Annotated in this window: 11 protein-coding genes and 1 pseudogene; 4 read left to right on the top strand and 8 right to left on the bottom strand. The window is 61.5% G+C overall.

Annotation, left to right across the window (positions count from 1 at the left end):
• The 3 genes and pseudogenes from FJ424_RS11215 to FJ424_RS11205 all read right to left on the bottom strand — a co-directional run.
• A pseudogene (locus tag FJ424_RS11215) lies at positions 1 to 729 on the bottom strand (ABC transporter permease); the annotation flags it as partial.
• A 122-nt stretch (positions 730 to 851) separates the two neighbouring features.
• Positions 852 to 1,793, bottom strand: coding sequence for a sugar ABC transporter substrate-binding protein (locus FJ424_RS11210; protein WP_140658903.1), 942 nt, complete (start codon positions 1,791 to 1,793; stop codon positions 852 to 854).
• Between the two features lie 390 nt (positions 1,794 to 2,183).
• Positions 2,184 to 3,059, bottom strand: coding sequence for a MurR/RpiR family transcriptional regulator (locus FJ424_RS11205; RefSeq protein WP_245438182.1), 876 nt, complete (start codon positions 3,057 to 3,059; stop codon positions 2,184 to 2,186).
• Positions 3,060 to 3,254: 195 nt separating this feature from the next.
• On the opposite strand from FJ424_RS11205, the gene iolD reads away from it, so the two are divergent.
• Genes iolD through FJ424_RS11185 form a run of 4 tightly spaced genes read left to right on the top strand, consistent with a single transcriptional unit; the run spans position 3,255 to position 8,619 of the window.
• Positions 3,255 to 5,096 carry a 3D-(3,5/4)-trihydroxycyclohexane-1,2-dione acylhydrolase (decyclizing) gene (iolD, locus tag FJ424_RS11200; protein WP_140658904.1) on the top strand — a complete coding sequence of 614 codons (1,842 nt, stop codon included), beginning with the start codon at positions 3,255 to 3,257 and terminating at the stop codon, positions 5,094 to 5,096.
• Positions 5,097 to 5,123: 27 nt separating this feature from the next.
• Complete coding sequence (locus FJ424_RS11195; RefSeq protein ID WP_140658905.1) at positions 5,124 to 6,620, top strand: sugar ABC transporter ATP-binding protein; 1,497 nt, start codon at positions 5,124 to 5,126, stop codon at positions 6,618 to 6,620.
• On the top strand, positions 6,620 to 7,633 hold the full coding sequence (locus tag FJ424_RS11190; RefSeq protein WP_246677216.1) for an ABC transporter permease: 1,014 nt from the start codon (positions 6,620 to 6,622) through the stop codon (positions 7,631 to 7,633). Before FJ424_RS11195 ends, FJ424_RS11190 begins: the two co-directional genes overlap by 1 nt.
• A gap of 26 nt (positions 7,634 to 7,659) precedes the next feature.
• Positions 7,660 to 8,619 (top strand): substrate-binding domain-containing protein, encoded by a 960-nt coding sequence (locus tag FJ424_RS11185; RefSeq protein ID WP_181182174.1) that lies wholly within the window; start codon positions 7,660 to 7,662, stop codon positions 8,617 to 8,619.
• Positions 8,620 to 9,056: 437 nt separating this feature from the next.
• On the opposite strand, the gene FJ424_RS11180 is transcribed toward FJ424_RS11185, so the two are convergent.
• From FJ424_RS11180 to FJ424_RS11160, 5 genes are read right to left on the bottom strand one after another with little or no spacing between them, the layout of a single operon-like run.
• Positions 9,057 to 10,457 carry an FAD-binding oxidoreductase gene (locus FJ424_RS11180; RefSeq protein ID WP_140658906.1) on the bottom strand — a complete coding sequence of 467 codons (1,401 nt, stop codon included), beginning with the start codon at positions 10,455 to 10,457 and terminating at the stop codon, positions 9,057 to 9,059.
• 5 nt (positions 10,458 to 10,462) lie between these two features.
• Entirely contained in the window at positions 10,463 to 11,281 is an 819-nt protein-coding gene (locus FJ424_RS11175) for an aldolase/citrate lyase family protein (RefSeq protein WP_140786356.1), read from the bottom strand.
• 17 nt (positions 11,282 to 11,298) lie between these two features.
• Positions 11,299 to 12,264 (bottom strand): ABC transporter permease, encoded by a 966-nt coding sequence (locus FJ424_RS11170; RefSeq protein WP_246677215.1) that lies wholly within the window; start codon positions 12,262 to 12,264, stop codon positions 11,299 to 11,301.
• Complete coding sequence (locus tag FJ424_RS11165) at positions 12,261 to 13,244, bottom strand: ABC transporter permease (RefSeq protein WP_140658908.1); 984 nt, start codon at positions 13,242 to 13,244, stop codon at positions 12,261 to 12,263. Before FJ424_RS11165 ends, FJ424_RS11170 begins: the two co-directional genes overlap by 4 nt.
• Complete coding sequence (locus FJ424_RS11160; RefSeq protein ID WP_140658909.1) at positions 13,241 to 14,704, bottom strand: sugar ABC transporter ATP-binding protein; 1,464 nt, start codon at positions 14,702 to 14,704, stop codon at positions 13,241 to 13,243. The genes FJ424_RS11165 and FJ424_RS11160 overlap by 4 nt, the downstream gene beginning before the upstream one ends.
• Between the last annotated feature and the right edge of the window lies 1 nt (position 14,705).

The following is a 14,705-nucleotide window of genomic DNA, read 5'->3' as shown; positions in this document are numbered from 1 at the left end:
ATGCCGGACATGCGCGCGGCATCCTCGTTGGAACCGATGGCGTAGCAGTGCTTGCCGTATTTCGTGTAGGTCAGGATGAGCTGGAACAGGATTGCCAGCGAGATGAAGATGACGACGGGCATCAGGCCCTTGCCGATGGCCGCGAAGCTTTCGGTCGGGAACGAGATCGGCTGGCCCTTCGACCACCATTTGGCGATGCCGGGCGGTAACCATCATGCCGAGCGTGGCGATGAAAGGCGGGATGCGGGTGTAGGCGATCAGCAGGCCGTTGATGAGGCCGGCGATCAGGCCACAGCCGACCGCGACCAGCAGCGGCACGACGACCGGCAGGTCGGTCCAGCCATAGTCGATGAACATGGCCTTGGGATTGGGATTGCCGTTGACGGTCGCGACTTGCGCGAAGCTCATGGCGATCATGGCGGTGGCGCCGACGATCGAGCCCGAGGAGAGGTCGATGCCGCCGCAGATGATGACCTGGGTGACGCCGATGGCGATGATGCCGACGATCGAGACCTGCAGGATGATGATCTGCAGGCGCTGCTCGTTGAAGAGGCCCGACACATTCTCACGCGTGTTGAACAGGAAGCTGTCGCCGAGGAAGACGCGGCCGATCAACTCGAAGGCGACGACGAGGATGACCAGCGCCAGAAACACGTTGAATTCGGCGGGCCATGGGCGCTTCTTGGCGTCGTAGCTCAGCCCGCCAATGCCATGCGATGTCTGTGACACGTCTTTGATTCTCCCGTCAGCCGAGATCGCCCTCCTGTCGCGGTCGCGCGACAGGAAAAAGGCGGAGCGGCGCTGTTGTTGTTTGAGCTTAAGCGCCGCTCTGTATCTAGCGGTCTGCTACCTCAGTTCTTCTTCAGGAACTTGTCGATGTTCGCAGGGGTCACCAACTGGAACGGGATGTAGACCTTGTGTTCGACTTTCTCGCCCTTGGACAGCTTGAGTGCCGCATCGAGAGCACCCGCGCCCTGGCCGGCCGCGTCCTGGAACACCGTCACATCAAGATCGCCGGCCTGCATCGCGGCCAGCGCGTCCTGGGTGGCGTCCACGCCGCCGACGACCACTGACTTCATGTCGATGTTGGCGGCTTTCATCGCCTGGATGGCGCCGATCGCGCTTTCGTCATTGTTGGCGATGACGCCATCGAACTTCTTGCCCGTCGACAGCCAGTTGGTCATCAGGTTCTGGGCTTCGTCGCGCTGCCAGTTTGAGGTCTGCTTGTCGATGATCTTGATGAAGTTGCAATCCGGCGTGGCGATCACCTCTTCTATATCCTTGGTGCGCTGCACGGCAGCTTGGTTGGAAAGCTCGCCCATAATCACATAGACATTGGCTTCCTTCTTGCCGGCTTCCGTGAACAAGCGGCAGACTTCCTTGGTTTCGAGCGTGCCCGAATCGGCCTCGTTCGAGGCGACGAAGGCCTGGTTGTCGGGCAGCGTGTTCACATTGACCGGCTCGCGGTTGACATAGACCAGCGGAATCTTGGCGGCCGCCGCAGCGTCGGACATGGCCTGCGTGGCCGAGGTGTCGACCGGGTTGACGATGATCGCGTCGACGCCCGATGCGGCGAAGTTCTTGATCTGGTCTAGCTGCTTGGCGACGTCGTTCTGTGCGTCCTCGACCTGCAGCTCAACGCCGCTCATGCCCTTGGCCTGCGCGATCATGCCGTTGCGCAGCACGGTGAGGAAATTGTCGTCGAACCGCGCCATCGAAACGCCGATCTTGGCGGCAAAAGCTGATGAACTCATCAGCGCCGCGAAAGCGACGCCCAAAAGCAGTTTCTTCATTTTGTCTCTCCTCCACTTTTGGTGTCCGGTTGCACCGATCACTCCGGAATCCCCGATCTCCCCGGGGGAATCTCTCCGCCTCTCGTTCCGGTCTTGAAGCCACCATCCCGATACTCGATGGAAAATGAAAAGGATTGCCCCGCGCTGAAGTCAGCGGTGCTCCTTAAATCGACCCGCAACGATAATTGCAGGCCATGCATATTCTGCAACGATCTGTGAGTCAATTCGCTTTCAATTTCTTAAAGGAGAGACCCGATCTGCAAAATTCATTGCGAGGGCAGACCGCATCGTCTGCCTGTTCTGCAATTGAACTTGTGCTGCCACCGCGTATATCTCTGCCGTGGTAAGGGGCAAGAATAGGACTGGAAGCCGACCGGCGAGGTAAGAGGGCTATTGCCCGGTGACTATCGGGATACGCGGGTCAATGCCGTTGTTCTGCAAGCGCGCCGCCAGCGCCACGGTTAGCGCCTGAGCAAGGCACATCGGGGCCGCGAGCGATCTTGAAAACGTGTATTCGTGCTCGGGCACCGCAAAAAGCACCCGTGCGCCCTTGGTCAGCGGCGACAAGGTGCTATCAGAAATCGCCACGATCGGAATGCCCCTGCTGGCAACCTCTTCCACGACATTCACGACCTCGTTTGCATAGAAGCGAAACGACACCGCGAAAAGCACATCCTGCGGGCGGATCGCACGGGCCATATGCGTGGCCAGCCCGCCGCCAGGGTCCAGCAATGTGCATCGCTTGCCCAGCATCGTCAGTATGTAGCGCAGGAGTTCGACCACCGGCGCCGAGCGTAATTGCCCGATGAGATAGATGACGTCGGCTTTCTCCAGAAGGTTGACGGCTTCGGCCAAGTCCTCCGGCGGGATAGCTGTGAGCATCTCCTGCAGCGAGGCGATGTCACGGACCACCAGATCGTGCATCAGAGCGAACTCACTGCGGTCGGTTCGCGCCCCCAGTTCCGTCTCCAGCGCCTTGATGCGCGCCTCAAAGCCGGGCGCCGCGGTGGACAATCGCTTCTGGAAAAGGGTTTGCAGATCCTTGAAACCCTCATAGCCAAGTGCTTGGCCAAAGCGCACGAAGCTCGATGCGTGAACGCCGCTGCTTTCAGCGATCGCGTTCACGGATCGCACCGCGACATCATTCGGGTTCTGCGTGAGATACAACGCTATCTTCTGGTATGACTTACTCATCTGCTCATACCGATCGTGGATCAAGCGGATGAGTTCCTCGTAGTCCTTTGGGGCTTTGACTTTCTCTTCCACGACCGACATCCTTGCAATTTTCATTGCATGATGGCTTGTTTGCGCTTGGTTTACCAGTGTTGAAATTCCACCTCGAAAACCGGTAGTCCGAAGGCTGCGTTGCCTTCTTCTGCAATGGTGCTTGCAAAAAAGAAATTACTGCAATAAGAATTGAATTCATCATTCGGCAGTTGCCGCGATGCCCGGAGGAATCAAATGTCAGTGGTCCGTCTGACCATGGCGCAAGCCCTGGTCCGCTATCTTTGCAATCAGTTCACGATCGTCGACGGGGAGCGAGTTCCGCTCTTTCCGGGCGTCTTCGCCATCTTCGGGCACGGCAACGTGACCTGCCTATCGGAAGCGCTGGAAGCGGTCCAGGATCGGTTGCCCACGTGGCGCGGACAGAACGAGCAGTCGATGGCACTCGCGGCAATCGGCTTCGCCAAAGCCAAACGCCGCCGCCAGATTATGGTGGCCGCTACATCGATCGGCCCGGGCGCCCTGAACATGGTCACCGCCGCCGGCGTGGCCCATTCGAACCGTCTTCCGGTGCTGATGCTCTCTGGAGATACGTTCATCAATCGCCGCCCTGACCCAGTCATGCAGCAGGTCGAGCATTTCGGCAATCCGACCATCAACGTCAACGACGCCTTCAAGGCGGTGACCCGTTATTGGGACCGCATCGTTCATCCCGAAGGGATCATCTCCTCGCTGCCCCAGGCGGTCGCCACGATGCTGGATCCAGCCGATTGCGGCCCGGCATTCATTGCGCTGCCGCAGGACGTGCAGGAGATGGCCTGGGATTATCCGGAAGAATTTTTCGCGGAAACCGTGCATGCGATTCCTCGGCCGCGACCCGACGCCGACCGGCTTGCAGAAGCGGTGAAGCTGCTGAAGGCAGCCAAGCGCCCGCTGATCATTTCTGGCGGCGGCACACGTTACTCCGGCGCCGAGCAGGTGTTGGCCGACCTGGCCCTCCTCCACGGCATTCCGTTGTGTGAGACGATCGCCGGCAAAAGTACCGTCAGCCACAATCATCCTGCCTATGTCGGCCCGATCGGCATCGTCGGCTCAACCTCGGCTAACGCGCTTGCTGCTTCAGCGGACGTGATTGTTGCCGTCGGCACGCGGCTGATGGACTTCACCACCGGCTCCTGGAGCGCTTTCGCAAAGGACGCCAAATTCATTTCCATCAATGCAGCCCGATGGGACGCCACCAAGCATCGAGCCCTGGCCGTCATCGGCGATGCCTTGGCCTCGCTCAACGAGTTGGGGGCGGCGCTGGAGGAGTGGCAGGCGCCAAAGGAATGGACCGAGAAGGGCCGTGTCGAGTTTGACAAGTGGAACAAAGCGCTGGACGGGTACCAGCAGCCGACCAATCAGCCCGTTCCCAGCTACGCCCAAGTCATCGGCATTGTGAATGTACGCGCTGGCGAGCGAGACCTGGTCATCACGGCCGCGGGCGGCCTGCCGGGCGAGGTCATGAAGAACTGGCGCGTCAAGGCGCCTAATACGTTCGACTGTGAATTCGGCTTCTCATGCATGGGTTACGAGATCGCCGCCGGCTGGGGAGCCGCCATGGCCGACCCGACGAGAACGCCGATCGTGATGGTCGGCGATGGCACCTACATGATGATGAACTCGGACATCTATTCGACCGTCCTGTCCGGCCACAAGATGATCGTCATCGTCTGTGACAACGGTGGATATGCGGTGATCAATCGCCTGCAGAATGCAAAGGGCGCTGCCTCCTTCAACAACCTGATCAAGGACTGCCGCGTGAAGGAGCCGTTCAGCGTCGATTTTGTGAGGCACGCCGAATCTATGGGCGCGCTGACCAGACGGGTCGACAGCCTCGCGGACCTCGCTCAGGCCGTCGATTGGGCCTTGGGAACGGATCGGACAACGGTCATCACGCTAGTATCCGATGGTTTCACCTGGACGCCCGGCGATGCCTGGTGGGATGTGGGTGTGCCCGCGGTAAGCACCAGGCCGCAGGTGCGGGAAGCGCATGCGGAACAGGCTCAAGCTCGCAAGAAGCAGCGCGTAGGCGTCTGACTTCATCGCAATCCGAAGGTCAATCTCATGTCGGCGTTTGTCGAGTTGCGCGACGTCGCGAAGACGTATGGGCTGAATCCCGTTCTCGAGGATCTCACCCTGTCCGTCGATCGTGGAGAAATTCTTGCCCTCGTGGGCGAGAATGGCGCCGGGAAATCGACTTTGATGCGCATCGTTGGCGGCTATGTGCCGCCAACCGCAGGCACCGCCTTGATCGACGAACGTCCCCTGCCCGCGACCGTTCAAGAGGCCGAAGATGCTGGGATCGTCCTTATCCACCAGGAATTCTGCCTCGCGCCGGACCTGACCGTCGGCGAGAATATTTTCATCGGTCGCGAGCCGCGTCGCCACCTTCTCGTCGACTATCCGAAGATACGCAGAGAGTCCCGCCTGCTTCTGGATGCGTTGGGCTCGTCTGCCGATCCCCGCGCCAAGCTTTCCAGCCTGCGCAACACCGAGTGGCAGATGGTGGAAGTGGCAAAGGCATTCGCGAGGAACCCGAAACTTCTGCTCATGGATGAACCGACCGCCGTGCTGGGCGCGCGTGAGGTGGAAGCCCTGTTCCGACGTATGCGGCAATTCGTGTCGGAGGGAGGTTCCGTCATCTTCACGTCTCACCGTCTCGACGAGGTGAAGGCGATCGCCTCCAGAGTCGCGGTTCTGAGGGACGGGCGCATCCGGCACGTCGGACGGGCGTCGGATCTGACGGAAGACGAGATGGCGACGCTGATGGTCGGCCGCGAGCTCAGCCAGCTCTACCCGGCCAAGAGTGCGATGCCCGCCGGCGACGTCGTGCTCAGCGTCGAGGATCTGCACAGCCCGCCTCATGTCAGCGGCGTCAGCTTCCGACTGCGCCGCGGGGAAATCCTCGGAATTGCCGGGCTGGTCGGCTCCGGCCGGACCGAAGCGTTCGAAGCGCTAGCCGGCCTGAGACCTGCGCAATGCCGGAACTTCACCCTTGCCAATGCCGCGAGCGGACGCCTCCCCACCGCGCGCGAGGCTTGGGCCGCTGGCTTGGCGTACCTGACCGAAGATCGCAAGGGTAAGGGGCTTCTGCTGGATGCCGGCCTCGATGAGAACGTTTCCCTCACTGTCGGCGCGCTGAGAGGCCGGGCCTGGATCAACAGAGCGGAAGTACGCGGACGACTGGACCAGGCCGTTCGCGAGTTCGACATACGAAGGGGCGCCCCCGATGCAATCGCGCGCTCGCTCAGCGGCGGCAACCAGCAGAAGGTCCTGATCGCCAAGACCCTCGCGAGCCGGCCGGACGTGGTCATCTTTGACGAACCCACGCGCGGCGTCGACATAGGCTCCAAGCAGCAGATTTACCGGGTCATCGCCGGGCTAGCCACACAAGGCGCCGCTTGCGTGGTGATCTCTTCCGAGATGCAGGAAGTCATCGGCCTGGCACATCGTATGCTGGTGATGCGCAAAGGCAGTGTCGCCGGCGAATTGACCGGCAATGATATCAACGAGAGCACCATCGTTCGCCTCGCCATGGGTCTGACCAAGGAGGCCGCATAATGAACACCGCCGCCACCGCCGCTGCCGACATGCCACATCGTCCGTGGTTGGGCGCCACCAAGCGACTCAGCGCGCTCGGACCTATCCTGGCCCTATTGGCGCTGATCTTCATCGGCAGCTTGCTGAGCGACAGTTTCCTGTCGGCCGGCAATCTTTCCAATCTGCTGACTCGCTCGGCAATCGTCGGCATCATCGCCATCGGCGCCACCTACGTCATCACCGCTGGTGGCCTCGACCTTTCCGTCGGATCGATGTCGGCGCTGATCGCCGGCCTGGTCATCATGGGCATGAACGCGGCAGGCTCGTCGCTTGGGGATAACTGGCTGGTCGTGTTGATCGGCATAGTCCTGGCATTGGCGTTGGGCGTGGTTGCGGGCACGCTTAACGGCATCCTCGTCGTCAAGGGCGGCATCGACGCCTTCATCGTCACCTTGGGCACGATGGGCATCTTCCGCTCCGTCATCACCTGGCTTTCGGACGGCGGCTCGATCTCGCTTTCAAGCAGCCTCAAGGGGGTCGCGCGACCGCTCTACTATGGCTCTGTCGCCGGCGTCAGCTACCCGTTGATCGCCATGATTTTCCTGGCGGTGGGGGCGGAATTGGTCCTGCGCCGCGCCCGAATTGGCCGCCACGTCACCGCCATCGGTTCAAATCCGGAAGTAGCCAGATACTCGGCCATTCGGGTCCACCGCGTGCGGATCCTGACTTACGTGTTCCAAGGGGTCTGCGTTGCCCTGGCCACGATGATCTACGTTCCGCGGCTCGGCGCCGCGACACCGTCAACCGGTCTCCTGTGGGAGCTTGAAGCCATCGCCGCCGTGATCATCGGCGGGACAGCGCTCAAAGGCGGCTTCGGCCGCATTTGGGGGTCGATCGTCGGGGTCTTGGTTCTCGGCCTGATCGACAACATCCTGAACCTCACGGCGCTCGCCAGCCCGTATCTCAACGGTGCGTTCCAGGGGGTCATCATTATCATCGCCGTTTATCTGCAGAAGGGTCGCCGGGAGGTCTGACCCGCCATCTAAGAGAGGAGAACACCGTGGAGAAGAGAACATTCCTGAAGGGCGGAGCGATCGCGCTCGCGCTTGGAGCCGTAGGCATGCCGAAAATGTCCTTGGCGGCGGGCGGAAAGACGATTGGCATTTCGATTCCGGCGGCAACTCATGGCTGGACCGGCGGTCTCAATTTCCAGACCAAGCGTACCGTCGAGCAGATGAAGAAGGCCTTCCCGGACATCGAGTTCGTGGTCGCTGCAGCCAACGACGCTTCCAAGCAGGTCAATGACGTGGAGGATCTCGTCGCGCGCGGCATCGACGCGCTGGTGATCTTGCCGTTTGAATCCGAGCCCCTGACCGAACCGGTGAAGCAGGCCAAGGCGCAAGGCGTGTTCATAACCACCGTCGATCGCGGCTTGGCGGAGGAAGGCATCGAAGACCTCTATGTCGGCGGCAACAACCCGCAATACGGCGTAATCGCGGGGCAGCATTTCAAGAAGAAGTTTCCAGACGGCGCCAAGATCGTGGTCATGCGCGGCATTCCGACCACCATCGACAATGTCCGCATCGATGCCTTCAAAAAAGAACTGGAGGGCTCGAAGGTCCAGATCCTCGATATGCAGTTCGCCAACTGGAACCCGGACAAGGGCTTCGAGGTGATGCAGGACTTCCTGCAGAAATTCGATGCCATCGACGGCGTGTGGGCGGGCGACGACGATGCCGCGCTCGGCGCCATGGAGGCAATCAAGCAGGCCAATAGGCCGAAACCGATCGTGGTTCTGGGCGGCTCCGGCATGAACAAAGTCGTCAAGATGGTCAAGAACGGCGGCGGCGCCGTCGACGCCGACATCTTCTATCCGCCAACCCTGATCATTCCGGCGATCGAGCTGACCACCATGCGCGCCGCGACGCAGGCGCCGATACGCGGGCGCTATATCCTGGACAGTCCCTTGATCACCAAGGACAACGCTGAAGAGTTCTATTTTCCCGATTCGCCGTACTGAAGATCAAGATTCAGACCTTCAGACATTCATGAGCTGGCGCGGCAGCAGCGGCGCCAGTCTCGGTCAAACCGAGCGGCGCCACCATCGCGCAACATCAGCGTTTGCCGGCTCGTCCCGGGTGGCACCCGACTGCCGCGTCGCCCAGAATGGCTTGTACAGCCAACCAGGTTGAGATTGATAGTGAGCTTTCAAACTCTGCCTGTAAGCCTCGTAAGTGGTAGCCATTCCTGCAGAGTGGTATTCGAGAGTACCACCATTCCCACCAATTCAATCGCGGGGCGGCGTGCGCAGTGCATACGCCGACGCAATGGCATTTGATAGATCTTGCGACGAGATCGGATCGAACGCCGTCGCAGAACAACACTCAAGATTTTGCGACGTAGGTCAACGGAGCACCTTGTGCCCGACCCGGCAACTGGCGCGGGGCGGATAAGGGTTTACCCCATGTCGAAAACCTTGCCCGGATTGAGCACGCCGGCGGGATCGAGAGCGTGTTTTATCAAGCGCATTACCGCTATCTCTTCGGCGCTGCGGGTGAGCCCGAGGTAGGCTTTCTTGGTCAGCCCTATGCCATGCTCGGCGGAAATCGTTCCGCCATGTTTCTTGACGAGATTGTAGATCACTTTGTTGATCTGGTCGGCCGGCTGTTGGGCCAGAGCCGGAACATTTGCGATGATGTGCATGTTTCCGTCGGCTATGTGCCCGTAATAGTATGATCGGCAGCCATCGACATCACGAAGCAGGGCCGCGCGGCATTCGAGGGCAAAGCGATCCATTGTCGCGACCGGCAGGCCGATGTCGAAGGAGAGATGAGGCCCCAGCACCTGCTTGAATTCCCCGGCGGCATCACGCGTCTGCCAGAAGTCCCTCACGTCCGAAAGCGACCTGGCGATGGCGGCGTCGGTGACCATGCCAGCCTCAACCGTTTTTGCGAGCGCTTCCTGGAAGCGGGCAGGATCATTCTCGGCATCGTTGCCCTGCGCCTCCAAAAGGACGGTGAACCGATGATCGCCTGGCACCGGATTGCGCACGCCCGGCACTCGTCCGGTCGCCACGTCCCAATAGTCTTTCCACATGACTTCGAATGCCGAAAGCAGCGGGCCGAGATTGCCCCTGACACTGGCCAGCAAATTTAGGACATGCTCGTAGCTGTCCAAAGCTACCATAGCGGCCATGATGCTTTTGGGTTTCGGGTGCAGGCGCAACACGACACGTGTGACTATGCCGAGCGTGCCCTCGCTGCCGATGAAAAGCTGTTTCAGGTCGTAGCCGGCATTGTTCTTGAGCATTTTGTTGAGGCTGGTGACCAGTGTTCCATCTGGCAGCACCACTTCAATGCCTAGGACCAATTCACGCATCATGCCATAACGCAGAACCCGGTTGCCTCCGGCATTTGTCCCGAGATTGCCGCCGATCGTGCAGGACCCGCGCGACCCAAGGTCCAGCGCGAAGAAAAAACCGGCATCATCCGCCGCTTGCTGCACGAGTTCCAGCGGCGTTCCAGCGCGAACAGTGATCGTCGAGGAGTTGCCATCGATCTCTTCGATACCCGCGAACCGCTCCAGCGAGATAACGACGGCCCCCTCGATCGGCCTGGCACCACCGGCCAGTCCCGTCAGCCCACCTTGAGGCACCACTGCCACGCGATGCGCATGACACAGTCGCATGGCAGTCGCTACTGCTTCGGGCGTCGTTGGACGGATTACGGCAAGCGGCCGCACGGGAAGCGCGCTCCAGTCTTGCTCGTTACGGGTCGGGACGTCCTCGCCGATCAGTGCGGCCGCGCCGAGTGTGTCCTTGAGCGCATGAAGAAAGGCTTCTCGCGTTGCATGGTCCATTGTGTCTAATATCCGCTCTGGGCCTTTGATCTCGTGGGCTTGGACAGATGGCCGATACGTTTGCCGCGTTGCGCGCGCACGAGATCGGCGGCAGCATCGCGCAGCAGGGTCACGTCGCTGGCGATGGGTAAAAGATTGTAGCCGGCAGCAAGCAGTTCATCCCAAGTTCCGCCGGCGCTCGGAACGGTGCCCAGCCAACGGTTCGATGCGCGAATCTGGATTTCGGCTTGGGCGACAAGCGCTCGGACGTCCTGTCGATCGAGTTGCTCCAGCCTTCCAATCGATCCGGCGAGATCGTTGACGCCGACAAAGACCATGTCGATGCCCTCGACGACGGCAATTTCTCCCGCCTTTGCGGCGGCCGACGCGCTCTCGATCTGCACAATCAAGAGAAGATTCTCGTTGGCGATATGGATGTAGTCCTTGACCAGGCCATAATTCGAAGCCCGCACCAGCGGCGCCGCATAACCACGCGCGCCATGTGGCGGATAATGGCAGGCGCGCACCGCCGCGGCTGCCTCGGCTGCGGTTTCGACCATCGGAACCATGACGCTATCGACGCCTGCGTCGAGAACGCGCTTGAGCGTCACCGGATCATTCCACGGCACGCGAACGATGCAGCGCGTACCTGTGTTCTCGGCGGCGCGCAGCATATGGACGAGGTCGTTGAGTTCGCCTTGGCCATGCTCGAGGTCGATGAGCAGAAAATCGAACCCTGCATTGCCCATGATCTCGACTATGGTGGCGCTGCCGGTGGCAATCCATGCCCCGAGCAATTGTTCCCCGGCGGCGAGACGCCTCTTCAATTCATTTGGCTGGAACACGGTATTTCCTTTTTGGCTCAGCGTTCGGCCACGCGGCCGCCCGCTGCCGTGATGACGGCGATAATGACGAAACCCGTGGTGACCAGACGGACGCTGGCATCGGCGCCGAACGTATTGAGCATGACCTGGAGCAGCACGAGGAACAGGGCCGCGCCCCACAGGCCCGGCAAGTTGGCGCGCCCGCCGGCGACCGAGGTGCCGCCGATGACGACGACGGCGATCGACATGAGCAGATACTCGTTGCCGATATCGGTGGAAGATCCGCGAAAATAGGCCGCCAGCAGAGCGCCGCTCAGGCCGCCGAGCGCGCCGCACAGCATGTAGGTGATGGCGCGAATGCGTTCGACCTTGATGCCTGCGAGCCCCGCGGCGCGCATGTTTTGACCGATCGCCAGGACCGAGCGTCCGAAGACGGTCCGGCCGAGCACGATCGCCGCCACGATCGAAGCGGCGACGGTGGCCAGTACGAACACCGGCACGCCAAGCAAGCGAAGATCGGTGAAACCGGCAAATCCGGGCGGCGGCTTTACCTGAAGGCCGCGGCCATAGCTGATGTCGATCGACTGCACGATAAAGCTCGTCGACAGGGTCGCGATGATCGGTGGAATGCGCAGCGTGCGGATCAGCCCGTAATTTGCCAGGCCAATCAGCATACCGCTGGCCAACGCCGCAATTGTGCCGGCCGCGATCATGCTGTCCGACCCGTTCATCACCTTCATGGCGATGGCGCTGGCAAGGCCGATGTTGGCCGGCAGCGACAGATCGACATTGCCAGGGCCGAGCGACATGACAAACATCTGCCCCATCCCGACCACCACCGCGAAGGAGGCCAGCGAAAGGGCCGCCACGACTATGCCGCCCGCGCCGGCGCCCCCGGTAAAAAGGAGCGAGGCGAGGAAGACCATTGCCGCGCCGACGAAGGACCATATCCACGGCCTGGCCGGCAGCGTCCTGACAAGGGTGTTCATGCCGAGCGCATTCATTGGGAGCGCCTCTCGATCAAGGCGCGCAGGGCCAGCACGACGATCAGAATCACGCCGTTGGCGCCGGTCTGCCAGTCGGTCGGAATGTGCATGAACGACAGGAGCGAGGCGGATGCGAGCGTCAGTGTCAGCGCGCCGGCCACCGCGCCCACGGCGGACACCCTCCCGCCCATGAACTCGCCACCGCCCAGGATGACGCCGGCGATGGCGAGCAGCGTATAGCCGGCGCCGATGTTCGCGTCGCCGGCAGTCGAAAGACCGACCAGGGCAAGCGCCGACAACGCCCCGAACACGCCGGCGAGCGTGAAGGCGAGCACTTTGGCACGCAGGATCGACCAGCCGGCCCGGGCCACGGCCGCCTGGTTGCCGCCGATGCCGCGCAGGACGGCGCCGTAGCTTGTTTTCATCAGCGCAAGGTGGACCACCAGAGCAATGGCGGCGGCCGCGACAATGGGGAACGGAACAAAGGGCACATGAACCGCCATCAATGATTGCAGCCAGGCTGGCGCCTTGCCGCCAGGCTGCGGAAGGACCATCAGGGCCAGCCCCTGCCAGACGAAGGCCATGCCGAGCGTGACGACGATGGATGGCAGGTTGCGCAGATGGATCAGCGCGCCGATCGCCGCGTAGACAAAGACGGCTCCGGCGATGACGGCGATGCCGAGAAGTGGCGTATCGTTCAGCATCGTGACCGAAACTGATGCGATGAACGAAATGAAGAAGCCCGCCGAGAGATCCAGTTCGTTGACCGTGATGACGAACATTTGCGCGATCGTCGCCAGCGCGACCGGGATCGCCAGGCTGAGCATGAGGTTGAACCCCATGTAGCTGATGGCGCGCGGATTGAGCCAACCGATGGCGGCCAGCATCAGCGACAGCGACACGAACGGCAAGGCCGTGCGCAGCAGCGTTGGGGACAGGTCGAACCACCGGGCCGGGCTGGTTGGATTGACTGGGCGAGCCGAAGCGGTGGCGCTCATGCGGCCTCTCCGAATGAGGACCTGATTACATTCTGCTCATTGACCTCATCGTGGTCGAGCGCGGCTATGATCTCGCCGTTGCGCAGCACATAGACACGATCGCAGTTCTCGAGCTCCTCGAACTCGGTCGTGTACCAGATGAATGTCCGGCCCTTTGCGGCTTCCTCCTGGATCATGGCGTAGACTTCGAGCTTGGTCGCGATGTCGACGCCACGCATCGGGTCGTCCATCAAAATGATCTGGGCATTTGAGGCGAGCGCGCGCGCAAACAGCGCCTTCTGCTGATTGCCGCCCGATAGCGACAGGATCGAATTGCCGAGGTCCGGCGTGCGTATGCCAAGGCGCTGTCGCCAGGTCTCGCCTATGGCCCGCTGCTTTTTCCGGGAGATTAGGCCGTTGGAGCTCAGTGCCGGCAGCGAACGGACGGTGATGTTCTCGAGCACGGACCATAGCGGAAACACACCATCGGTCTGCCGGTCGCCTGCGACCACGGCCACGGTGGCGGTGACGTCCACCCCCCGATCGCGCCTGCTCGCCGCCTGGAATATCCGCACCAGCAGATTGCTTTGCCCGTGCGCTGCCAGGCCGGAGAGACCGATGATCTCACCCGCCTTGGCGTCGAGATCGTTGCCGGCGGCACCATGCTTCTTGTGAACGCCGACACGCAGCGGAGCATCGTCCCGCCGCTGCCTGGCCACTGAATTCTGGCGGGCGCTGACGATGCCGACCATTGCCGCGACGAGTTTCTCGCGATCGAAATCGGTCGTCGCTCCGGTAACGGCAACCTTGCCGTCGCGCATCACGACGATGCGGTCTGTCGAAGCCAGGACCTCGTTGAGAACGTGCGAGATGAAGATGCAACTGACCCCGCTCGCCACCGCGCGGCGGACATAGGCAAGAAGCTGCGCGGAAGCATGGCTGTCGAGCGACGAGGTCGGCTCGTCGAGGATGACCAGCCTGATAGGGTCGACGCTTTGCGTAAACACGCGGGCGACTTCCACCATTTGGCGGCGGCCGATGGAGAGATCGCCAACGATCTGGTCGCCCCGGATGCCATGTCCGGGGAAAATATCGTCGAGCATGGCAACAATCAGCGCGTCGGCGCGACGCAGCGATCCCCAGCCGGTCAGCGAGGGATGGCTTATGCGTGCGTTTTCCGCGACGGTCAGGTTGGGACAAAGAGACAGTTCCTGGAAAACACAGCGCACGCCAAGCTTGTGGGCGAGCACAACGGAATGTTCGGATAAATCCTGGCCGGCGATGATTCGGCGGCCTGCGTCCGCCCCTATCGTGCCGGCAATTGCGTTCACCAAAGTGGACTTGCCGGCGCCATTGTGGCCGACCAAACCGACGCACTCGCCAGCGTCGACAACGAAGTCCACGCCATTGAGCGCTTTGACGTTACCATAGGCCTTGGCGACCGCCGAAAAAGCGACGATGGAGGTTTTCCCGGGGGTCATC

The sequence above is a fragment of the Mesorhizobium sp. B3-1-8 genome (assembly GCF_006439495.1).
GTDB lineage: Bacteria > Pseudomonadota > Alphaproteobacteria > Rhizobiales > Rhizobiaceae > Mesorhizobium.
This window is presented reverse-complemented; position numbering and strand designations above follow the sequence as displayed.